This is a genomic window from Enterococcus sp. DIV1726a, assembly GCF_051710985.1.
Lineage (GTDB): Bacteria > Bacillota > Bacilli > Lactobacillales > Enterococcaceae > Enterococcus_B > Enterococcus_B hirae.
In genome coordinates, this window is record NZ_JBIOLS010000001.1 from 2,473,249 (window position 1) to 2,495,845 (window position 22,597).

19 protein-coding genes are annotated in these 22,597 nt (G+C 37.6%); 1 reads left to right on the plus strand and 18 read right to left on the minus strand.

Annotated features, from left to right (window positions below):
- Positions 1-4: 4 nt before the first annotated feature.
- The 14 genes from IGJ27_RS11220 to rlmH all read right to left on the minus strand — a co-directional run bounded on the left by IGJ27_RS11220 (position 5) and on the right by rlmH (position 17,634).
- Positions 5-922, minus strand: a complete 918-nt coding sequence (locus IGJ27_RS11220; protein ID WP_010737054.1) for a hypothetical protein — start codon at positions 920-922, stop codon at positions 5-7.
- Positions 923-1,183: 261 nt separating this feature from the next.
- Positions 1,184-2,236, minus strand: a complete 1,053-nt coding sequence (locus tag IGJ27_RS11225; RefSeq protein WP_010720927.1) for a PTS sugar transporter subunit IIC — start codon at positions 2,234-2,236, stop codon at positions 1,184-1,186.
- A 13-nt stretch (positions 2,237-2,249) separates the two neighbouring features.
- Entirely contained in the window at positions 2,250-3,188 is a 939-nt protein-coding gene (locus IGJ27_RS11230) for a 2-dehydropantoate 2-reductase (protein WP_161652328.1), read from the minus strand.
- Between the two features lie 337 nt (positions 3,189-3,525).
- Positions 3,526-5,424: a BglG family transcription antiterminator gene (locus IGJ27_RS11235; RefSeq protein ID WP_178306369.1), complete on the minus strand. Its 1,899-nt coding sequence runs from the start codon at positions 5,422-5,424 to the stop codon at positions 3,526-3,528.
- A 114-nt stretch (positions 5,425-5,538) separates the two neighbouring features.
- Complete coding sequence (locus tag IGJ27_RS11240; RefSeq protein ID WP_088745709.1) at positions 5,539-6,984, minus strand: glycoside hydrolase family 1 protein; 1,446 nt, start codon at positions 6,982-6,984, stop codon at positions 5,539-5,541.
- 10 nt (positions 6,985-6,994) lie between these two features.
- The gene (locus IGJ27_RS11245) at positions 6,995-7,342 is read right to left on the minus strand and encodes a PTS lactose/cellobiose transporter subunit IIA (protein ID WP_010720932.1); all 348 of its coding nucleotides are present in this window, start codon (positions 7,340-7,342) and stop codon (positions 6,995-6,997) included.
- 14 nt (positions 7,343-7,356) lie between these two features.
- Positions 7,357-8,640, minus strand: coding sequence for a PTS sugar transporter subunit IIC (locus tag IGJ27_RS11250; RefSeq protein ID WP_218619969.1), 1,284 nt, complete (start codon positions 8,638-8,640; stop codon positions 7,357-7,359).
- Positions 8,641-8,646: 6 nt separating this feature from the next.
- On the minus strand, positions 8,647-8,964 hold the full coding sequence (locus IGJ27_RS11255) for a PTS sugar transporter subunit IIB (protein ID WP_196763502.1): 318 nt from the start codon (positions 8,962-8,964) through the stop codon (positions 8,647-8,649).
- Between the two features lie 365 nt (positions 8,965-9,329).
- Positions 9,330-10,073, minus strand: coding sequence for a hypothetical protein (locus tag IGJ27_RS11260; protein ID WP_178306368.1), 744 nt, complete (start codon positions 10,071-10,073; stop codon positions 9,330-9,332).
- A gap of 451 nt (positions 10,074-10,524) precedes the next feature.
- Complete coding sequence (locus IGJ27_RS11265) at positions 10,525-12,165, minus strand: hypothetical protein (RefSeq protein WP_178306367.1); 1,641 nt, start codon at positions 12,163-12,165, stop codon at positions 10,525-10,527.
- A gap of 307 nt (positions 12,166-12,472) precedes the next feature.
- Complete coding sequence (locus IGJ27_RS11270; RefSeq protein ID WP_178306366.1) at positions 12,473-13,168, minus strand: DUF4767 domain-containing protein; 696 nt, start codon at positions 13,166-13,168, stop codon at positions 12,473-12,475.
- A gap of 561 nt (positions 13,169-13,729) precedes the next feature.
- A complete protein-coding gene (locus tag IGJ27_RS11275) occupies positions 13,730-15,379 on the minus strand; it encodes a hypothetical protein (protein WP_178306365.1) in 1,650 nt (549 codons plus the stop codon).
- 877 nt (positions 15,380-16,256) lie between these two features.
- Complete coding sequence (locus IGJ27_RS11280) at positions 16,257-17,105, minus strand: LEM-3-like GIY-YIG domain-containing protein (RefSeq protein ID WP_178306364.1); 849 nt, start codon at positions 17,103-17,105, stop codon at positions 16,257-16,259.
- A gap of 49 nt (positions 17,106-17,154) precedes the next feature.
- Positions 17,155-17,634: a 23S rRNA (pseudouridine(1915)-N(3))-methyltransferase RlmH gene (gene rlmH / locus IGJ27_RS11285; RefSeq protein ID WP_178306363.1), complete on the minus strand. Its 480-nt coding sequence runs from the start codon at positions 17,632-17,634 to the stop codon at positions 17,155-17,157.
- A gap of 452 nt (positions 17,635-18,086) precedes the next feature.
- Between rlmH and IGJ27_RS11290 the strand changes: the two genes are divergently transcribed.
- Positions 18,087-19,373, plus strand: a complete 1,287-nt coding sequence (locus IGJ27_RS11290; protein ID WP_010737045.1) for a S1C family serine protease — start codon at positions 18,087-18,089, stop codon at positions 19,371-19,373.
- Positions 19,374-19,430: 57 nt separating this feature from the next.
- On the opposite strand, the gene ytpR is transcribed toward IGJ27_RS11290, so the two are convergent.
- The 4 genes from ytpR to pepA all read right to left on the minus strand — a co-directional run bounded on the left by ytpR (position 19,431) and on the right by pepA (position 22,533).
- Complete coding sequence (ytpR, locus tag IGJ27_RS11295; protein WP_010737044.1) at positions 19,431-20,036, minus strand: YtpR family tRNA-binding protein; 606 nt, start codon at positions 20,034-20,036, stop codon at positions 19,431-19,433.
- A 310-nt stretch (positions 20,037-20,346) separates the two neighbouring features.
- Positions 20,347-20,814: a universal stress protein gene (locus tag IGJ27_RS11300; RefSeq protein ID WP_178306362.1), complete on the minus strand. Its 468-nt coding sequence runs from the start codon at positions 20,812-20,814 to the stop codon at positions 20,347-20,349.
- A 29-nt stretch (positions 20,815-20,843) separates the two neighbouring features.
- Positions 20,844-21,164 (minus strand): thioredoxin family protein, encoded by a 321-nt coding sequence (locus tag IGJ27_RS11305; RefSeq protein ID WP_002317106.1) that lies wholly within the window; start codon positions 21,162-21,164, stop codon positions 20,844-20,846.
- A 289-nt stretch (positions 21,165-21,453) separates the two neighbouring features.
- Positions 21,454-22,533: a glutamyl aminopeptidase gene (pepA, locus tag IGJ27_RS11310; RefSeq protein WP_010720947.1), complete on the minus strand. Its 1,080-nt coding sequence runs from the start codon at positions 22,531-22,533 to the stop codon at positions 21,454-21,456.
- Between the last annotated feature and the right edge of the window lie 64 nt (positions 22,534-22,597).

Sequence of the window (22,597 nt, forward strand, 5' to 3'; positions counted from 1 at the left end):
CCCATTAGTCCGTTACATATCCACTTAAAATATACTCAGGATCCGCTTCGATCATATCAGAGATAGTATGAATCAACGTATGAATATCATCAATTGCTTCTGTTATTGGATTGGTTGATTTTTGAAAATACTCATCTAATTTTAACGCCATTTCTCTAGTCAAAATGCTTTCCAAATCTTTTTTATGGAGATTTAAGCTATAGTTCAAAGCAACATATTCATCTAAATCTGAAAGGCAATTTACTTGGATATTAAAACTCTCATTTATAAATAAAATATTTTGCAAAATATCATTTGCTGACTTTTCTTTATCACCAAATTTCATACGGTTTTTTCGGTAACTGATTACCTTTCCTTCTAACTGTTTTAACAATTGATATTTCACAGTAGTGATATCATTTAGCACATTAACTAATAACTGTTTTTTTATTTGAGGATCTTTTATTAACACTGATTGTTCATATTTCTCTTTAGCAGAAACTACACCTGCATAACGATCATTTTCAAAATTTTTGATTACTTCGTCTATTTTCAAATTAAGATCATCTAATTTGTCTTCGATTTTTTTAAGTTCTAACATGACTCCTACTACTATTGCTGCAGGACCCAAAGCTGAACAAACGCTTGTTCCATTTTTTAATGTCAAATTTTTAACAAATTCGCCACTTTTTTTATCAGCAATCTGTGCATATACTCCATCTTTCCCAGAGACAAAACGATACGTTCCATTTTTTAGTCCCTTTAATATTTCCGGTGGAATATCTAATACGTATTCTCCTTTATTTATAATTTCCATGACGGTACCACTCGTCACTATTGCCCCATTTAAATGTTTAACAATTTTTTCTGAAAAATGTAATTCCTTCACTTTTTCTACCAATTGGTTTTTTGGAACTCTGATACCCGCTTGCATTATCTCCATATTACGCCCCTCCATTATATTCAAAAACATTATACCGCTTAATGAAAAATAAATACTATCAATATTACTAAATAATGCTACTAAGAAGCAAAAAAATACCTACACTGATCTATATCCACAAAAAATTTCGTTTTTTATATTAAAAAAGCCTGAACTTTTAATCTCCTTCGAAAAAAGGAATTAAAAATTCAAGCTTTTTTTATTGAGATGATTTGTCTCACTATCAAAGGAGCAGACTCAGCCAAAAAATCAGCCGTTTCACTAGCCTAAGAATTCAAACACATCTGCTCGATCATATAATTTCAATACTTTCTCACATAAAAACTGAGTGAACAATGCTGCCGCAACTGGGACGACTAACCAGCTCAAAACAACAAGAGCCGGATTTAGACCTGCATCTAAAGAAGCTAAAGGACCAACTAAGCCAACGATCCCAAAACCAGCCGAGGCAGGGGTTCCTGAAATAGACAACAAAGCAACTGGAATAGCTGTAATCACTGCACTGATCAGACAAGGAACGAGAATAACCGGTCTGCGAAACAGATTAGGCATCATCATCTTCATCGCTCCTAACGTAATGGCGATCGTCACTCCTGATTTATTGACTTTCCACGAGTTCACGATCAAAACGAAAGTCGTTGCTGCGACACCCATTGCTGCCGCTCCTGCTGAAACACCATCTAGTTGGATCGCCACTCCGATTGCTACGGTGGAAATCGGTGAAATGATCAAGAAGGCAAAAGAACAGCCAATCAAGATCGACATCAGTAAAGGTTGTAGTGTCGTGAAATTATTGATAACCGTTCCGATGGCTGAGGTAATATCTGCCACATAAGGATAGAGATAAAACCCGATCACCCCTGCGCCGACACCAACAACGATCGGAGTCAACACAATCGCTACCGAACCAAACCGTTCACCAATCAGATAAATCAACCCAACTGCGATAGAAGCAGTGATCATCGTATTGATGATATCGCCTGTACCAGCACCAACGTACACACCTGTTTCACCAAGCTCAGGAGTAAACTTCACCACCCCTGACCCGACAAATGCGGCACCAGCCACCACCATCATCTTCATCGGTGCAAAACCAAATTGCAAAGCAATCAATCCACCGATAATCAACGGTGTCGCTAATTGGAAGATGACCGCCATTTGAGCAACAGCCATCGCAAAAGAAGAACCACTAAAGTATCTTAAAATCGCCCCTAATACTGCGTTAGGAATCAATCCGATGATAATCCCCGTTGCTGTACCAGCTAGTACTTTGTTCAGAAAAATCTTTGGTGACATGCTTTGTGTCTGTTCCATCAATTATCCCCCTTTATTTTACCTGCAAGCTATCTTCTTTCGCATGGATCAATTCTGTTAAGAAGTCACAATAAGGTGTTGCAATACCATATTTCTTCCCTTTTCTTGAAACCGCACCGTTGATGTAGTCGATTTCCGTCAAGCGGTGATTCTTGATCAAATCTTGATACATGGATGGATAATGTAATCCGATCGTTTCTGGATCGAAACAAGATTCACAATGAGCGATCACTTCTGGGATATCTAAGTAGATATTTTCAGCTTCTGCCACTGCCGCAAATTCACGAACAATCGTTTCCACCATCTTATGCGCAGTCGAAGTTTGACCTAACCCTGCCATGTTCACATCCAAAATCGTGCATAATCCATTCATCGTGCCATTCACACAAGCTTTACGGTAAATGGAATAATGGATGTTATCAGAGAATTTCGCATGTAAGCCTGATTCTGATAATTTTTCAGCTAGTGCTTTCGCTTGTTCTTCTTTGCCTTCTCCAAGATTTTGCAGCTCAATTGAACCACTTCCAAACAGTTTGACTTTTCCAGGTCCTTCTAAGCCCGCCGTCCACATGGTGTTACCAATATAAATGTTTGCCATTGGAACAAATTTTTCAATGATATCTTCATGTCCGATACCATTCAATAAGCATAATACTTCCGTTTCTTCTTTGATCAATGGACGGATATCTGTTAGCATTTTTTCTAATTGCATCGCTTTAGTAAATAAGATGATCAAATCTACCTGATCTTCTTCGCCTACTTCTGATTGAAGAACGACTGGTAACTTCTCAACTACTTCTTCGCCATTGAAATCTGCTTTTAACCCATGCTCTTTGATTTGTTGGACATGATCTGCCCAGCCGTCGATCAATAGTACTTCGTTTCCACCTTGATGTAACATCAGACCGAAACGACTTCCCATCGCTCCAGCTCCTGCAATTGCAATTTTCATGTTTTATTCCTCCCTTTTGCCTTACATTATACCTATCTAAGATTTATTACACAATTTTATTCTATAGCTTAGCCTTCTTTTTACACTACTTTACGTGAAATCAGCTTGCCTAAGAGAAAAATGGGCAATCCTAAACTTCTCCGTTCAATTGGAAGTTAGCAGAAAGATGTTTCAAATTACTTCCTTCCATCACTGCAAGCACAAAAAAACAAAGTAACCAAAAATCACTAGAAAGCTTTCGGCTACTTTGACAATAATCGATTAGCAGTGATCCCTAAGACAAAAGCGAGCTTTCCTATCATGCAAGAATAAAACCAACGCCCTCAACATTCACGGATCATTCTTCCGTTTCGACCAACATTTTCATTTTTAAGATGAATTCTGTAAAATTTTCTGCACCCGCTAACAATCGCACATTGATCGGATCAGAAACGATTTCGATAAACATTTCAAAAAAATCATTAAATTCTTTGGCTTCATCTTGTGAAATCGCAACTAAAGCCACGATCTGAACAGGATATTCGTCCCATTTGAGAGTTTCTTGCAAGGTCATAATCGAAAGGGCACTTTTTTTCGCCTGTTGTTCCAACGAGTGGGGTACTGCGATACCTGATGGGAAACTGGTCGATGACATCGCTTCTCGTTTTTCCATCCTCTGGGAAAATTCTTCCTCCACATACCCTGTCACTAACAATCGATCAAACAATTTTTCCCGAATCATTTTAGGCGTCTGATCGGTCGGATCAAATTGATTAAAATAGAGATCTTCAATAATAAACCGATCAATCAAATGAAACATCTGTTTCCGCCAATTACTTTTTCGCTTGGCAGTCACCCGTTTTTGGATCTTTGCAAAATCTTTGCGTGTCAAAATAGGATGGACATATACTGCGCCATTGATTTCAGTCACTCTGTCACGGTCAGAAGAGACATACACATCATTTTCCTGTATGCTTACTTCATGATGATCAACCGCCACGATCTCCACATCTTCCCCTAGCATACTACGAATATTTTGAACGTTTGTTTCTTCAAAATCATGGTAATTGTTGTGATCAACTAGCACTCGCAACTTTGGTCTTTTTTCTTTTTTGCTTTCTAAGTAAGCCCCGATGTGTAAAGCGATAAAAGAAATCTCATCCTCATTAAACCAAATCGCTAATTTTTCCTGTACCAACATCGACAAGTAAACCGCAATGTCATACGTTAACGGATAGGCTGTTTTAATATCTAAAAGGCTACTATTCCGGGTGAACCGTTCATATTGAGAGCGATCATAAAGATTTTGCAGATGGATAGCTAATTTATTGAAAAAAGCTTCATCTTGTAAATCAATCAAATAGGTTTCTTTGACTTTCTCTAAAACTTCATTTAGTGTTTCGATCACTCGAGCTTCAACAATTTTGGACAAGGATAGCTCTTTGCGATTCGTAAGATATTCATTTTGTAATCCAATAAAAAGTAAGGATAACTGCTTGACTTCAGCATCAGAAAAATGAATGTGATAAGTGTTCGAAAGAAGTTCAGTAATCTCCACACACAATTGAAATTCCGTTGCATCATTTCTTAATGGAAAGTCCTTCACACTTTTCAAATCATTTCCTTGGCGGATCCGTTCAATACTAATCGCAAAATGAAGCACAATATTGTTCATCGAATAGCGATTGATTTTGATTTTGTGTGAAGCTAAGACATCATGGATGGTTTGCTCTAGATCAATAAGCGAAAGCGTGCCAATCATATCTTGGACATGATACTTTAGTTTTTCCTGGTAATCGCCTTCCTCATACAATAGCGAAATCATGTAACGCCTTTTATCACTTTCTGATCCTTCTAAATAAATTTGATTGGCTTTGATCGTTAATTTCAATTGTTTGTTTTGAATCTCGTTACGTAAAAGCTGGATGTCATTTTTTAACGTTGACTCAGAGAGAAACATCGTGTCTGCCAAATCATAGAGATCAATGCCATGATTGCTTTTTAACAACGTCAAAAACAACTGTGATTGCCGGTCATTCGTTGTTTGGATCACTTGCTTATCCTGGGTAGGTTGTTTGATCCGATACCCTTGATTACTAGAAATAATTTGTTGCTCTGTCTCATTGATCTTTGTGATTTGATTACGAATGGTTCGAGTCGTACAGTTACAAAATGTTGCTAGTTCCGTCGCAGTGACCCAATGCTGCTGTCGTTTTGCAAGATACGCAATAATCTCTCTTTGCCTTTTCGTTGCCACTTTCTATCTCCCCCACACATGTGTTGCTATCCATTGATTTGCCACACTATCTCAAAAAAAGGTGGATACGAAGATCCATGTCTCGCATCACACCTATTCTTTAAACTGGCGACTTTACAAATTTTCTCCATTCGATTCAATCACATTTTTGTACCAGTAAAAACTATCTTTTTTAATTCGATCACCACTACCTTTTCCTTCATTATCCAGATCCACATAGATAAATCCATAACGTTTTTCCATTTGAGCAGATGAACAGCTGATAATGTCAATCGGCCCCCATGCACAATAAGCAATCACATTGACTCCATCATACATCGCACGTTTCATTTCTTCAATGTGACTAGCCAGATAATCGATCCGATAATCATCATGAATCTTGCCGTTCTCCAACTGGTCATACATTCCAAAGCCATTTTCTGCAATAATAATCGCTTTACCATAACGATCCCAATATTGCGACAGTGAATGATACAACCCTTTAGGATCCACTGCCCATCCCCATGGATTAGCTTTCAAGTTCGGGTTAGGTGTCACCGATGCAGGGTTCAAATCGTTTTTCTTGGAGTCGACCATTTGCGAATAATAATAAGAAATAGCCAAATAATCCATCGTATTCGCTTGTAAAATGGCTTTGTCTTCTTCAGTGATCTCGAGGTGGATATTATTTTCAGCAAAATAATTCAACGCATACTGAGGATATTCCCCTCGAAATTGCACATCTGTATAGAAATACTCCATCCGATTACGACGTAAAGCCAAAATGATATCATCTGGATCGCAAGAAAATGGATAGGCAGTGCAATCTGCAACCATCGTTCCGATTTGCATTTCAGGGTTGAGCTTTTTCCCATATTCATAGATTTTAGCACTGGCAACGAACTGATTATGGATCGCTTGATAACTAGCTTCTTCGTAATGATCCACCGTATCATAAGGTATAGCAGTTGAATTGAATGGTTCAAATTGGATCAAGTTGATCTGATTGATGACGATCCAGTACTTCACTTTATCTTTGTAACGATCTAAAATTGTTTTTCCATATTTTACAAATAGATCGATCACTTTCCGATTATGCCAACCCCCGTAGTTTAAAGTAATGTCTACCGGTGTTTCATAATGAAGCATCGTAATAATCGGCTCCATCCCTAACTCACGGATCTTATCAATCAACGCATCATAATAAGCCAAACCCGCTTCATTCGGTTCCGTTTCATCGCCCGTAGGAAAAATCCTCGACCAATCAATCGACGTCCGAAACGTTTTAAAGCCCATCTCTGCTAATAGCGCTAAATCTTCAGGATAGGTATGATAAAAATCGATCCCATGGCGTTTAGGATAATAGCCTTGTTCGTCTGTCATATTCGCCTTCAACTGAGCCAAAGACATTCCTTTATGTTGCTCTTCCGCAATTTCTGCATTTGTTTTATCCGCATGGAAAACATGTAAATCAGCGAGGCTGATGCCCTTACCATCAACTTGATACGCCCCTTCTGCTTGGTTGGCAGCAATCGCCCCTCCCCAAAGAAAATCTTTTGGCATTTTGTATTCTTTAAACATGAAATACCTCCTATTTAGTTAATTTTTTTGAAAAGTTTCGAAACAACCGCACCATATGTTCACCAATCAATATCTCACTTTGCGCTGTCATCAGCGTATCTTGCGCATGACAGAACAACGTAGAATAGCGGATCTGCTCTCCTGAAGCTTCCATTTGTAACGTATCTGTTTGCAAGCCGTGAGCAATCACCACTTCTTTATGTGCCGATTGAATCAATTCTTCTGCTTCATCGAACGCCATTTCCTCCAGTGCATTCAGACCTTTTACCAGTAATTCACGAGCATTACCTGCATGGATCAAAATATTCATCGATAATTCGTTTAGGCTATCTGTTTCTTCCACAAACTGTTGTGACATACTACTACCTCCAATTATTGAGCCGTTGAAGCTTGCATTGCTTTTGCTTGCGCCGCTTCTTGTTCTTCAGCAATTTTTTCTTGTTTTAATAATGAACTATCATATGCTTTAAAAAATGGTAAGAAGATAAACCATGTAATAACAAAGATCAACAGACAGACGATGACCGCACGGAAATCTTGAGTGGCTAAATAAGATGTAAATGGATATGGCATGTACCACAACAAGAATGATTGACTAGGAATATTCACGAAGCCCATATTCATCACCACATAAGAAATCGTTGGTACGATCAGTGCATTGATCCACATAGGAATCATCAAATAAGGATTAAAAGCAATCGGTGCCCCAAAAACCAACGGTTCATTAATATTAAAGATTGAAGGAATAAAGACCGCTTTACCAATCGCTTTTAATTGTGCTGATTTACTTAACAGCAACATCATCACAGACAAGGCCAAGGTAGTCCCCACACCACCCATTGATGAAAAAGCATAACAAGTTTCTTGAGTAGCAATGTTCATTGCTTGTCCACCATTTGCAACAGCCTCAGCATTAGCAGCTAATCCAGCCATATATACAGGATAGATGGCCGGCATCATCACCCAACCTGAAATACCGAACGTATATAAAAAGACTGGGATAAAAACGGATAAGACAAAACCTGGATAAGATTGCACGATTTTTGCCAATGGACTGAATGCCCAAACGACCACTTCAAAGAAGTCAACATTCATTTGTACCGTGATAAACCAACCAACGATCAAGATAAACGTAATCGGCAATAAACTATTAAACCACCCCACCACGAAATCAGGGATCGGTGTATCTTCATCGAAAAATGATCTTTTAGCAGCAAAATTCATCACACAGGCAACAAAAAGACCAGAAATAATCGCAAGAAACATGCCTGTAGCGCCAAACCGAGAAAGAATAAACGTAGCATTTCCTTCAGCAGATACTGTGGGAAATAGTAACATCATGAATAACACTAATCCGGTAGCACCTGAAATCAGCTTTTGACCGCTGTTTCCCTTTTTTTCCATGAGATAATAAGGAATCAAAAAAGAAACAATCAAACCAAACATCCCAAAAGAAAAATTACTAATCATTGAAAAATCAGGTAAACCTGCAAAAAGATTTTTTAGCAGAGAAACCACTGTAACTAAAGAACCAACAAAAACTAACGGCAAAGCCGCCATGATCGAATCTTGGATCGCCGAGACCCAAGGATTCTTAACAATTTTATTTACTTTTGGCGCAAATTTGTTCGTCATGAAGTCCATAATTTTATTCATCATTCGTTAGCCCTCCATACTTAAAATCAGATCTAGTGCCTTATCTCCATTTAAAGTGCCATAGGTTGCTTGTGGAATGACTGCTACTTTCACGTTCTTTCCTTCAATTTGTGCTTTGAGATCTGCCAACATATAAGACAAATGCGGACCAATCAACAGATAATTGATCTCATTGATCCGTTCATCCAATTGCGACTCACTAGCCGCTTTTACAGTTACTTCTTCCCCTCTTTTTTTCGCTGCTTTTCGAATAGCAGCCGCCATAAATCCACTAGAAGCACCAGAACCACAAATCAACAAAATATTTTTTGCCATCTTTACCATCTCCCCTTTTTTTCTTACACGTTTAGTTTAGCTACCAAGGTATGCGCTTTCAAATTTACTTTTTTCCTAGGTAGCGGAAATTAATTAACGTGAGGTTCTCTTTTAGCTATTATAGGGTACACTCTCCACTTTTCATTGCTCCACAAGTCCTGTTGAAAAATGTACTATGATAGCCAGGTTCATACCCTCTGTTGGCTAACATTCCTACGAGTATCCCCGTACTTCACTAATAAAGAAAAACATTCCCACAAAAAAAGAGAGCCGACCAGATTCATTCTGATCACGGCTCCCCCCACTATGACATTTTTTGATTTATGCTTTGTTATCAATAAACTCAGCATCCACTAATCATTCCTACCGTTACCTTAACCCAATGAAATCGGTTGGATATAATCTACCTGCCATTTTTGTTCTTTGTCTGAATAATTGAAATACCAGATCTGAGAAAAATATTGTCGCTGATGCTTGTACCCTGATAAGAGCAGGTTATTTTTTCGATCAATCGTATAATCATAGCAACTAAAATCAATTCGGATCGAGAAACTGTCTTCCTCTATTTGACGATAGTTCCCCAACTGTTGCAGGACGATTTTTTTAGTATGATTTTTAATACCTTCTGCTTGATTCTTTTGTAAGACTTGTTGATGCTCCAAAAATAATTTTTTCGTATAATAGCGCGAGGCTTTTTCCATTTTTTCATGTTCCCAAGCGTTTTGAATCGCAAAGAAGCTGGTTTCGATCTCTGAAAGCAATCTTTTCTTCGCTTTCTTTTTCCCCGGCATACGAGAAAATAGCTCTCTGGTCACACTGTGCTGTTCTTTCTTCCTTTTAAATAAAGCAAACGCCGCAAAACCACCAACAGACGCCCCCATTAATACATAGTCCTCTACGTCACCGTATGAACTCGATCGATAATACCCTCGTGATCGTCCGATAATTGGCCGATCGTCATAAAAATGATGTCCGACCGAACTACCACCAAAACTTCCACCAGATCCACCGCTTCTCGTTGAGCCACCTCCATGTCCACCCGCTACTGCAAAGCCCTGTACTGGCAAAGCCAATAAAAAGAACAGACACAACAAACAAGCCAAATAATGTTTCTTCATGTTCCCCCACCCCATTCATCTTCTGTTAGCAACAATCTAACGCTGAAATCCCTCATTGCTACACTAGCTCGGCAATTTCAGAAGCTATGTTATCAGTCCATTTATTTCATACGTTACTTTACAATAAATTGACTAGCAATAACTTAGTTATGAAAAAAAATTAATAAACGAACAAGTGAATGTTGAATCTGGGGTTCTGCTTGTTAAGTGTTAATCAATGCGTTAAAAGCAAGACTGCTAGAAGATGATCTATTCAAATTCTGTATTAACTATTGACTGGGTGAAAAAGAATGCTTATAAGCGTAGGATCTCTGTCGAATCTGAAAGATTGCCTTATCCAATAATCATTGATGAAATTCATCATGAACTAAATAAGAATAAAAAAACACCTAGTGATCTCACTAGATGTTAACGAATCTTTCAGTTTTTTGTCCTAGTACGAATATTTATGTTACGCAATTTTTTTCGAAACGAAACATTTGCCGATCAAGAAACGAATAAAAACAAAAAGATAGCTTACTAGACTGACAATAAAAGCAAGAATCATTGTAAAGGGATACTTAGAAGAAACTTCAATTACCGTTGTTCCTGCTTTTCCTTCAAATGTTGCTAATCCTTCATTGTTTTCAATCTTGGTATTTTGCCCATTCACTTTTGCTGTAGTTCCCCAGTAATCAAACACGGGTAACGTGATTTTTTTATCTTTAGCACCTTTGACTGTATAGACTATTTTGGAATCAGAAGCTTTATATGCTGCTGTTTGCCATTCATTGTCTACTCTTATTTCATGCTTTTGCAAATGCTCCTTATATTTCATGACTTCTAGTGGTGCATAGTCAAAGACCCCTCCAACACCTACAGTGATGTAACTACCTAGAGTGTCTTTATTCACCTCTAAATGGTCACCTAGTGTTGGCACTTTGTGATTATAATTGGCTTTAGTGGCTGCCGAAACAACAAACATGAAACAAACAATTGCTGCGATACTAAGTATTCTTTTTTTCTGACCAAATATCATCCTATTAAAAACAATGGATAAAATTAATGAGCCAAAAAGTACCTGAAACCCTAATATCCGCCAAGGAAATTGAAGCAAACGAACTGGAGTATTTTGCAATAGTGCCCATGGGACCAGCTTAGTTGATAATAACCAAGTAGCTACTGCAATCAGGTAAATCACTTTTTCCTTGCTCGTTAGCTTTTTAAAATACACAAGCGGAAGAATCAAGGAAACAACCCCGATAATCCCGATTGTAAAGGAGGCCAAATCATTATTCATGGCCCCAATCAAACTATCAGATACATTGATCGCTTGATTTTGCAGATCTGTTTTTCCTGGCTGATTGATGGATTGATACATGGTTTGCTTGAACATAGGATACCAAAAATAGGCCGTTAAAAGAATCGTCATTCCCACAGCTTTTGACATCTCCAACACCAAGCGAATGGTTTCTTCCTTATTTAGTTTATTCACAATCAGTTTGCCTATGATCATCATTCCAATGAAAAACGCACACATGAAAGTAGAGAGAACATGCGTATAAACAAGCAAACTCATACTGATTGCTAACGGGATCGCAGCCGTTGCTTTCTCATAGATCATTTTGTAAGCATAATACAATACTACAGGCATAATCGTCAGTGCAATCGCTTCTGCAATCGCTGAACGATGGTAAATATCAATCGTTCGATAGCTATAAAATGTATACAGACAGCTAAATAAAAAGGCAGCATCTACTCGCTTTAAAAATTTTTGACCATAATAAAACATCAATAGGATGGTACAAACATTCAACACCCATACGTATAAAATATAACTTACGATCAAATTATTGGTAATCCAATAAAAAATTACCGATGGAAAAAGGGTAAAGTAGGGGTAAAAATAGTTCACACCGCTGCCATAACTATTAAAAGTCGTAAAATTGATTGGTCCTGAGAATATAGAGGATAATCCTTTAATTCTGGAAAGATGAAATGCGATATCTCCTGTCGTAGAAATCGTTTGTGCATGCCTAAAATAATTCACAGAATAAAGACCCGCAATAAGTATTAATATAACAAATAAGAGCAATTTTTTCTTTATTTTCATTAGTGACTCCTTTCAAAAAATCATAATAAGTATAACGTAATTATTGGAATTTTTCATAATTTTTTCTGTTTTATTTAGTAAACTATCCTTTTAGAAACAGAAAAAAAGACTGAGACATCCATCTCACTCTTTGCTCTGGAAACAGATAAATGGTGTTCAAGCATCAGCTCCTTGCAATAAGCCTGAATTTTTCAAAACATGAGGAGCTGTTTCAAAAAATTCTTTCTTATTGGCATCGGAGCTAACCGATGCTTTCACAACCTCTTTTCCAAGAAATTTTCTTTCTAAGTTTGGAAGGACGTCTCCTCTAGCTATTCACAATCCGCTCGAAACCGTTCTTCAATTCATTATTCTCAGTTTCGTTGAAATACAAATAATTGTTTGGGTTTCCTTGATTTTGCTGAGTCACCATTACCTTAGGTTGATTTTGTTGGAAACCAAAGAAATACAAATGAGCTCCAGACGGTTTTGGATGATCGATATCAGAGTAGATCGCCACTAATTCAAATCCCGCTTGTCCTCTGCCATTTTCTGACCATTCTACGGTAACCGGTGTTTGATCAATCACCATAGACCATTGCCCATCAAAAATGTATTGTGGTACTTGCAATCCATAATAATTAGCATTCACATGATCATTGTAGCTTCTATACTGTTGTCCCATTTCCTGACCCCAAGTTGACATAAACGTAGCTAATTCAGTCGCCTTACTCGCATCCCAGCTATTTTTTTCAGCTGGCTGACTACTTGGTGTCGCAGACTCAGCCGTTGTAGTTTGAGTTGACTCTGATGTACTCGTCGCCGTGGACTCTGTTTTTACCTTTGTTTCTGATGAGCTGGATGATTCAGTCTTATCAGATTCTTTCGTCGTTGTTGAACCTGTCTTACTTGTTTTTGTAACAATAGTGTCTGTCGATTTACTTGAAGCATCTTTTGCCTGATCCGTTCCACAACCAGCTAGTACAAACAACAACCCCACAGCCAACAATATCCCCTTTTTCATTAATAAAACTCCTCCTTGATTGTTTCACTCATTCTAACAAACCAAACTTGAGATTATGCCGAAAATTTGAAAAATTATTTCTAACCAATCCCTCATCTGCAAACTAGAAAATTGGTTTAACCGTTACGAAATCAGAATCAGATACTCAAGAAAAGTTTTATGTAGATTTCTAAGGAGTAGTTCGCCATAGAAAATACTGATCAACTATAAGGAGACACGGAAAAATGCACTCCCTCATTTATCAATTATGACTAGTATCAAATACATCTAACTCTTTGTTCAGATATTCTCCGTAATTGCTGTGAATATACAGAACTTAAACCATTAGGCACAAGAGAAACAGCTAAAACAAATAGACTGATACAATTAACAAAAAAATCCTCAACGTCCGCCTTGTTTCTAGCGGTATCGTTGAGGAATACGATCATTGGTTGCTATTTCAAAAATGGCTGAAAATGGTGTCTCTAATAGACAATTTATTCACCCATAAAATAAAAGGCAACTCTATAAATTTTCTTTCTTTTCACGTTTGTTCTGCACTGCCATTCACTTTAGATCCCTTCATTGGAGGACCATTTTACTTTTTACTAAATTTTTTCTTCTCAGCAAATATCGAATAAAGATAAATAAAAAAGTTCCAACGCTTGTTAGTAATGCAAGAATCATCGTTGGCGGATAGGTGGAGGAAACCTCAATCGTAGTCGTTCCTTCTTTTCCTTTAACCGCTACTAACCCGTCATCATTTTCTATGCTAGTCGTTTGACCATTTACTTTCGCAACGGTTCCCCAATAATCAAACACAGGTAACGTGATTTTTTGCCCTTGCGCATCTTCCACTGTATAAATGATTTTTGAATCATACGCTTTATGAGAACTACTTTTCCATTCATTCCCAACTTTTACTTCATGTTTTTTCAACTGTTTTTTGTATTTCAGTGCATCAGACGGTGCATAATCATAAAGTCCCCCTGTCCCTGAAGTCGTGTAATGCTTAATCTCTTTTTTTGTCATAATCAGACGACCGTTATAGGATTGGATTTTTTGCGTATAATTTATTTTCGTTACTACTGTTAGTGTCAAAAGCAGGAGGACGATTCCGCCAATCCACCATATACTTTTTTTCTGATCTGGTCTGCATTTCAAAAAGACTATCACCAAGATCAATGATCCGAAAAGCACTTGAAACCCTAAGATTCTCCAAGGAAATTGAATCAATTGGATAGGTGTATTTTGGAAAAGAAACCATGGAAAAACATTCGTCGATAAAAACCACGTAGCTACTGCACAAAAATAAATGACTCTTTCTCTTCGTTCAAATCTTTTCAAAAAGAAAAGCGGGAGGACTAATGACACGACACCAATCGTTCCCATTGTAAATGTCGTCAAATCATTAGTCATCGCACCAAACAAACTTTCAAAAATGTTCACTCCCCGCTCCTGAAGGTTTGTGCGGAAAGGACGATTGATGCTTTGATGCAGGACTTGCTGCAGCATTGGGTACCAAACATACGCTGTTAAAAGAGTCGTCCAGCCGACAGCTTTTGCCATTCCAACAAACAAGTCCAAAATATTTTCTTTCTTTTTTCGTTTAGCCAAAAGTGAACCGATAAACAGAAACCCAATAACTATCACGCTCATAAACGTAAAAAGAGCATGCGTATAAATAAGCAAACTCATACTAACAGCTAAAGAAATCACACAATTCTTCTTTTCAAAAAGAAGTCTATGCGTGTAGTAGAGGACTACTGGCATAATCGTCAGAGCAATTGATTCTGAAATCGCTGAACGTTGGTAAATATCGATCATTCGATACCCGTAAAAAGTATAGAAACAACTAAATAAAAATGCCGCATCTACACGTTTAAAAAATTTCCGTCCGTAATAGAAGGTGATGAGTATTGTACACACATTCAGTACCCAAACATATAACATATAACTTAAGATCAAATTATGGGTAATCCAGTAAAAGATCACAGCTGGAAATAGGGTTAGATAAGGATAAAAAAAGTTGACCCCACCACCATAACTATTGAATGTAGTAAAATTGATCGGACCCGAAAATACAGAAGCCAATCCTTTGATCCTGGAAAAATGAAAAGCGATATCTCCTGTCGTTGCGATCTTTTCTGTATTATTAAAAAAGATAAAGGAATAAGTGCTTGCAATAGCTATTAGCAGAACAAACAAAATGATTTTTCGATTGAATCTCATAACAATTTTTATTTCTCCTTTCATACGTCACTCTATTTGAAATGACTCAGTGATTATTCATTGGGTGAATCACTCTCATTTTTATCATTTCATATTAAAAGAGCTTGCTAGTTATGTTTATGACATACTTATTTTTCTTAACTAACATGAAATACACTATACCTAATCAGCAAGAAAATATTTTTTCTATTCTCTCACTCATTCATTATTTTTTTCATCTTTTGAATAATGAAAAGGTGTGATTATTTTCAACATATGAGTTAGTTCCCTCAAAATCCATTATTAAACCTTAAGCTATCCATTGACGAATAGATGGTTTCATTATCCCTTCTCCCTTCTAAAGGACTGACAGATTTCAATTTATAACGTATGTGATTTTATCAAAAAACAACTAGTTTTGTCATTTAATAACCTATAACATAGACATGAAAAGGCTTCATCAAGTTGATGATTAAAAATATCGTTATTTTTATTTAAAGATTTATTTGAAACCTCAAGCTTATCCCTAACTCTAAAGCGCTGTTTAAGCAGTAGCCCCTTGAAATAAGCCGAAACCAACAAAAAATAGTCCCCTATCTCTAGATACCCATTGATAGACTTTATCGTGCCAAATTTCATTAAGTAACGTACTTTCTTTCAAAAAAACGTAAAAAACATTTATTAAGATGTTGGAATATGAGTAAAAAACGGATTTATAATCATACAAATTTTTTTGATTTTTGCGTACCTTAAAATCAAAAAATGGGACAATAATCAGATTTTTTCTGACTATTGTCCCACTCTCTTCATGGATATAATATATATTTAAATTTATATTTATTTCAGGTAACTACTACTACCAAAAATACCATTGGAAATGATTATAATAATCATTGTTCTAATTGTTAATATATGCAATTGCACTCCCACTACCAAATTTGATATCTGGTAAAGATCGTTTATATAAATTAAGTTCTCGCAAAGTATCTTCTCTATTCGATAATGCCTGAAACGCATAGCGTGTTCGACCATTTTCAAATTTCTTCGATTCAGAATATTGAGAAGAAACTTTATATGCTGCAACAACCGCATTGTCTGCTCCGGTATTAACAGCTATAACATAGCGAATACGATGAATTTTGTCACGACCAATTGCCCAGTTACCTAGCGTACGAGATTTTAAATTATTATCATCACGAAATCTGTCATCAATCGGATATTCTTTTGACTCATCTTTACAAAGATTAAAAGCATCTCTCACTTTTACCGCTAAAATCAACTCATCTGTCGCTATTTCATTTATAGACATCTCTTGGAAGCCATATTGTTCTTCTATCTCTTCTACTAACATTGCCTTAGAACCATGCCCTTTTACTAAATTTGTCAACGAAAGTCCTTGAACCAGTTGGGCATAATTGATCAACGCATTCTCACTGGCATAAGCCTCGCTCTCAGTTAACCCATAGCTGAGTATATAGCTTAATATTTGTAGGTTCATTCTGTTTATTTCTTGGATGATTCTTATTTTCAAGGTTCTAGCTGTTTCATTTTCTTCAAGTAAATCATCTTCTCTCAGCGTACCCAGTGCCGCTTGACGATGGGCAAAAATACGATTTTCTTTTCCTTTCCCGATATAAAAAGTCTGGTTGTTTCTAGGATCAACCAAACAGTAAACATAGTAAGGATGTTTTTCATCTTTTTGCAACTCAGCTAAAGTAGATGTAGAAAATTTTTTAAGTTCACTCATTTATACTCCTCTGTTTCACTATTTTTTCCCTGTCTCAGAAAAAATATCATTATTTATGATAAGGCGCACCCGCATTGATTCGAAAAGCGCGGTAGATTTGTTCGACGAGGATCAAGCGCATGAGTTGGTGGGGGTAGGTCATTTTGCCAAATGAGATTTGGGTGTTGCTGCGTTTCATGACGGCTTCGCTTAAGCCGAGTGAGCCACCGATGACAAAAGTGATCTGGCTTTTCCCTTGGATTCCTAGTTGGTCGATTTCTTTGGCGAAAGCTTCACTGGTTGGATTTTTCCCTTCGATCGCTAGTGCGTAGACGTATTCTTGTTCTTTGATTTTGCTCAAGATCCGCTCGCCTTCTTTTTCTTTGACTTGGCGCATTTGAGCTTCACTCAAGTTCTCAGGTGCTTTTTCATCGGGGACTTCGATTCGTTCGATTTTAGCGTATGCTTGCAGCCTTTTGACGTATTCATTGATTCCTTGGATCAAGTATTTCTCTTTTAGTTTACCGACTGAAATGATTTTGATATTCAATTGCTTTACTCCTTCATTTTTCCTCTTCATTGTTCGTTGTTCGTATTTCCTTCTTTTCTATTATAACGAAATGTTTGCTAAAAGAAAAAGCGAGTTATTTTTTATTTATTTAAAGATTCCCACATAGTTATGCACATCATCCACAGGTTTATCCACAGAAAAGACGATGATTTTGGCTTATTTTATAAGTATTTCTTAAGCAAACGTATGTTTTGCACCGATTTATCCACGTTTTCCACATCTTGTGGATAAAAAAGGGTATTGTTTTTCTGCGAGTTTTCCGCTGATTTCTACACAGGATTTGTGGAAAACTTTTTTCTTGTTTTTTCATCTGAACGCAATGATTTTTCCTAAAGTTTTTCATAAAAAGTTCATAGTCTCCAAGTAGACTAATCTTAACAAATAAGTCTATACTTAGAGATAGAAGAAAATGATAAATGGAGGCAGATCACATGGAGAGAAAAGATGTGACACCAAAAATGAAAAAGAATAATGGAATCTGGCGTAAGCTGGGTCTAGGCTTAGTCGGTGGAATTATTGGGGGCTTGGTAACGGCTGGTATTTTTTATGCTGTCATGGGTTCTGGAAACGCAGCGTCAAATTCGGGTGGTCATCAAAATTCAGCGGGCGAAACTGTCGTTGAGAATGTCAAAGTCAATGTCGATTCAGATATCACGAATGCGGTCGATAAAGTCCAAGATGCGGTGGTATCTGTTATCAATCTTCAAAGCCAAAATCAAGGGACCAACGGCTTTGGTCAACTGTTTGGCCAACAACAACAAGAAAGTTCTGATGATAGCAATCTAGAGGCTTCTAGTGAAGGTAGTGGTGTCATCTACAAAAAAAGTGGTAATTCCGCTTATATCGTAACGAATAATCACGTAGTAGAAGGGCAACAAGGATTAGAAGTTTTATTAAAAGATGGAACCAAAGTCAAAGCTGAATTAGTCGGAACGGATGCTTATTCTGACTTAGCCGTTTTGAAAATCAGTGCAGATAAAGTGAACAAAGTTGCTTCATTTGGTGACTCTAATTCATTGAAAGTAGGTGAACCTGCGATCGCAATTGGTTCTCCTCTAGGTTCTGAATATGCCAACTCTGTGACTTCGGGGATCATCTCTTCATTGAATCGCCAAGTAACCAGCACGAACGAGTCAAATCAAACGGTCAATATCAATGCGATCCAAACAGATGCTGCGATTAACCCTGGTAATTCTGGTGGTCCATTAGTCAATATTGAAGGACAAGTGATCGGGATCAATTCAAGTAAAATTGCAAGTACTTCTGCTTCTTCATCAGGTGTAAGCGTGGAAGGAATGGGCTTTGCGATCCCAAGTAACGATGTAGTAAATATTATCAACCAACTTGAAAAAGATGGAAAAGTAACCCGTCCTGCTCTAGGGATCACAATGGTTGACCTTTCAGCCGTTTCAACCCAACAACAAGAACAAATCTTGAAAATTCCTGAGTCTGTGACAAATGGTGTGATTGTTACCAGCGTTCAACCGGCGACACCTGCAGAAAAAGCTGGCTTGAAACAATATGATGTCATTACAAAAATCGATGATACTGATGTTTCTTCTGGTGTAGAATTACAATCTGTCTTGTATCAGAAAAAAGTCGGCGATTCAGTGAAGGTCACTTACTATCGCGGAAAAGAAAAGAAAACAACAACGATTCAATTAACAATTGATCAATCCGCATTAAAACAAAGTCAATCAGAGAACTCTGGTAACTAATAACTAATTTCCTATACAAAAACAGCACGGTTGCTCGGCAACTGTGCTGTTTTTTGCTTATTTTGGAAATGCTTCGCCAATCACTGCATCTTCTGGTAAAACAAGGATCCCTTTTTCTTTCGGTGCATCTGGTAATTGTAATTCTTTTGCCGAACAAATCATTCCGTGACTTTCAACCCCACGTAATGTTCCTGGCCAAATCATCATTCCATCAGGCATCATAGCTCCTGGTTTGGCAACAACGACTTTTTGTCCTGCTTCAATGTTCGGAGCGCCACAAACGATTTGTAAGACTTCCTCTTTACCTACTTGTGTTTCAGTGATCGATAAGTGATCAGAATCAGGATGTGGTACGCAAGTTTTGACGTAGCCAACAACGATTTTTGGTTCATTTTCTTCTGTTAACGTTTCTTCAAAACCAGCTTCTTTGATCAAGCGGTTCAACTGTGCAATTTGTTCTTCTGTTAGTTTGACTTGTCCGTTACCTTCGATCGTAAGATGGTCGGAGATATGGAAAAAATTCCAGCCAACGATTTGTCCTGTTTCATCTTTGATTTGAGCAACATTCCATTTACGGATGACCGTATTTTCGGTTCCATTGTCATTTGAGACGATGACCATCAAGGTATCTCCCACGTGCGCTTTATTATAAGCAAAAATCATGTTTTTTCCTCCATTATCCTTTGCTGACATTTATCTTAACAAAAAAAAAGTTTTTGTGCATGCTTTTTTTCATTCTTCAAAAAAAGTGCGAACAACTATGTTCTTAGTTATGGAATCGCAAGAATTTTCAATAGCAACGAGCCTGTGAAAGATATCCTTGCCCTTCACTCTAAAAAACGAGTAAACAGCATGCAAAAAGTCACTCTATCAGAAAATTTGCCGGAGAATCCCAAAAATAGGAGGAACTATTTTCGGATTCTCCGGCTTATTTCTTAGAGCTAGGCATTTCACTATCTCTTCGTTAACGTATTTAATTGACGGTGTTGTTCTCCACTTCATCAGAGACAATCAAGACATCACATGGTGCTCGGCGGATGACATAGCTGGAAACACTACCTGTCATAAATCGTTCAACCGCATTTAATCCTGATTGACCGACCATGATCAAATCGATCGCATATTTTTTTGGTAAGTTGACTGCCATTGATTCTCTAACAGAACCATAAGCAACGATTCCTTCGATTTTTTGATAGTCAACTGTTTTTCCATAAGCTTTGCAGTCTTCAATCATTTGTTTCGCTGCTTCTGTTTGTTGGTCAACTAGCGTTTGATCTATTGGGACATAGCCCATGAAATTATAAAATTGTTGGTCGATCACATTTGCTACATAGACGGTTCCGTCGTTTCTTCGAGCAACCTCAACTGCTTTTTTAAAGGCAGAAAGTGCTTGTTCACTTCCATCGATCCCGACCAAAATATTTTTATATTCTTGTTCCATCCTGATCCCTCCTAACAAATATCCAGATGTTAGCCGTTCGTCACACGATTTAAAAAATCCTCGATTTCTTGTTTTGTTTTCCGATCTTTATTCACTAGACGACCTAATTCTTTACCGTCTTTGATCACTACAAAACTTGGGATTCCAAAAATGTTCCACTCAGCGGCTACATCTATGTATTTGTCACGATCGACTTCAATAAAACGCCATGCGGCAAAATCATTTTCTATTTCTGGCATTTGAGGCTTGATAAAGCGACAATCGCCACACCAATCTGCGGTAAAGAAAAAGACACTGTTCCCTTTTTCAACGTAACCTGCTAATTCTTCTAAGTTTTCTGGAATAATCATTGCTGTCCCTCTTTTCTTCTTATATTTAAATTATACACCTTTCTTTAAAAGTCACCAACTCCTAACCAGTCCTCACTTTTGTATTCAAAAAATTCAGGTGCTTCAACAAAAAAAACGATTCACCGATTTCCCCCGTATTTACTGACTGACGAAAAAACAAGAAGACCTAAAAAGGAAGCCCAATAATAGGACTTCCTCTATTTCTGAACTTCTTAACTATTTACACTATCCTTCAGTCTCTGTTCCACGATCCATGGTTCTCGTTTCACTTCGTTTAAAGGATGTATTCTTATTTTCCGTAAACGATCGTATTGACAGTCGATTTGTCTAATCCTTTTAATGTTTGGATCAACATCTCTCTTGCTGCTTCAAAGTCACGAATGCTAAACATTGTTTGATGCGTATGAATGTAGCGTCCTACGACTCCGATCACCGTACTTGGGATTCCTTCGTTTTGTGTATGTGCCGCACCTGCATCTGTGCCGCCTTTTGAGACAAAGTATTGATATGGAATGTTGTTTGTTTCAGCCACGTCTAATAAGTATTCACGCAAGCGTGGTAACATGATCAATCCTGGGTCTTGGATACGCATCAACGTTCCTTCACCTAGATGTCCGAATGTCCCTTTTTTTGTTACCGTATCGTCTGCTGCTGAGCAATCGACTGCAAAGAATAGATCAGGTTTGAATTTGTTGACAGAAGCTTTTGACCCACGTAAACCAACTTCTTCTTGCACGTTTGCTCCTGCGATCAATGTATGACCTAGTTTTTCATTTTGCAGCGCTTCTAACGCTTCTAACACCATTGTACAACCATAGCGGTTATCCCATGATTTACTGATGATATTTTTACCATTAGCCGTTTTGATGGTTTCAGCGAATGGTACGATCGTATCGCCTGGCAATACGCCAAAGCTCATTGCTTCTTCACGTGATTCAAAACCAGCATCAAATAAGATATCTGTCACTTCCACTGATTTTTGGCCGCTTGTTCCACGTAATAAATGTGGTGGAACAGAAGAAGAAATACATGGGTAATTTTTGCCAGAAGAAGTCTTCAATGTGTAGCGTTGAGCAGAAACCACATACGGATTCCAGCCACCTAAAGGTACAACTTTGAATAAACCGTTGTCCTGGATTTGGGTTAGCATAAATCCTACTTCATCCATATGAGCCGCAACCATCACGCGTGGGGCATCTGCCTCTTCATGTTGGCGTAAGCCAAAGATTCCACCTAAACCATCTAGTTGTAATTCGTCCACTAAGGGTTCCATGTGCGCTTCCATATACGCACGAATGTCTTGTTCAAAACCACTTGTTCCTTGAAGTTCTGTTAACTCTTTGATTCGTTGAAATGTTTTTTCATCCATAATAAAGTTCGCCTAAGATTCAGACTATGCTCCTCTCAAATTTATAGTTGACTGACTAATTTGT

Coding starts and splice junctions, on each gene's coding strand:
- IGJ27_RS11220 (WP_010737054.1), bottom strand. CDS start 922: ATGGAGATAATGCAAGCGGGTATCAGAGTTCCAAAAAACCAATTGGTA.
- IGJ27_RS11225 (WP_010720927.1), bottom strand. CDS start 2,236: ATGGAACAGACACAAAGCATGTCACCAAAGATTTTTCTGAACAAAGTA.
- IGJ27_RS11230 (WP_161652328.1), bottom strand. CDS start 3,188: ATGAAAATTGCAATTGCAGGAGCTGGAGCGATGGGAAGTCGTTTCGGT.
- IGJ27_RS11240 (WP_088745709.1), bottom strand. CDS start 6,984: ATGTTTAAAGAATACAAAATGCCAAAAGATTTTCTTTGGGGAGGGGCG.
- IGJ27_RS11245 (WP_010720932.1), bottom strand. CDS start 7,342: ATGTCACAACAGTTTGTGGAAGAAACAGATAGCCTAAACGAATTATCG.
- IGJ27_RS11250 (WP_218619969.1), bottom strand. CDS start 8,640: ATGAATAAAATTATGGACTTCATGACGAACAAATTTGCGCCAAAAGTA.
- IGJ27_RS11255 (WP_196763502.1), bottom strand. CDS start 8,964: ATGGTAAAGATGGCAAAAAATATTTTGTTGATTTGTGGTTCTGGTGCT.
- IGJ27_RS11260 (WP_178306368.1), bottom strand. CDS start 10,073: ATGAAGAAACATTATTTGGCTTGTTTGTTGTGTCTGTTCTTTTTATTG.
- IGJ27_RS11265 (WP_178306367.1), bottom strand. CDS start 12,165: ATGAAAATAAAGAAAAAATTGCTCTTATTTGTTATATTAATACTTATT.
- IGJ27_RS11270 (WP_178306366.1), bottom strand. CDS start 13,168: ATGAAAAAGGGGATATTGTTGGCTGTGGGGTTGTTGTTTGTACTAGCT.
- IGJ27_RS11275 (WP_178306365.1), bottom strand. CDS start 15,379: ATGAGATTCAATCGAAAAATCATTTTGTTTGTTCTGCTAATAGCTATT.
- IGJ27_RS11280 (WP_178306364.1), bottom strand. CDS start 17,105: ATGAGTGAACTTAAAAAATTTTCTACATCTACTTTAGCTGAGTTGCAA.
- IGJ27_RS11290 (WP_010737045.1), top strand. CDS start 18,087: ATGGAGAGAAAAGATGTGACACCAAAAATGAAAAAGAATAATGGAATC.
- ytpR (WP_010737044.1), bottom strand. CDS start 20,036: ATGATTTTTGCTTATAATAAAGCGCACGTGGGAGATACCTTGATGGTC.
- IGJ27_RS11300 (WP_178306362.1), bottom strand. CDS start 20,814: ATGGAACAAGAATATAAAAATATTTTGGTCGGGATCGATGGAAGTGAA.
- IGJ27_RS11305 (WP_002317106.1), bottom strand. CDS start 21,164: ATGATTATTCCAGAAAACTTAGAAGAATTAGCAGGTTACGTTGAAAAA.
- pepA (WP_010720947.1), bottom strand. CDS start 22,533: ATGGATGAAAAAACATTTCAACGAATCAAAGAGTTAACAGAACTTCAA.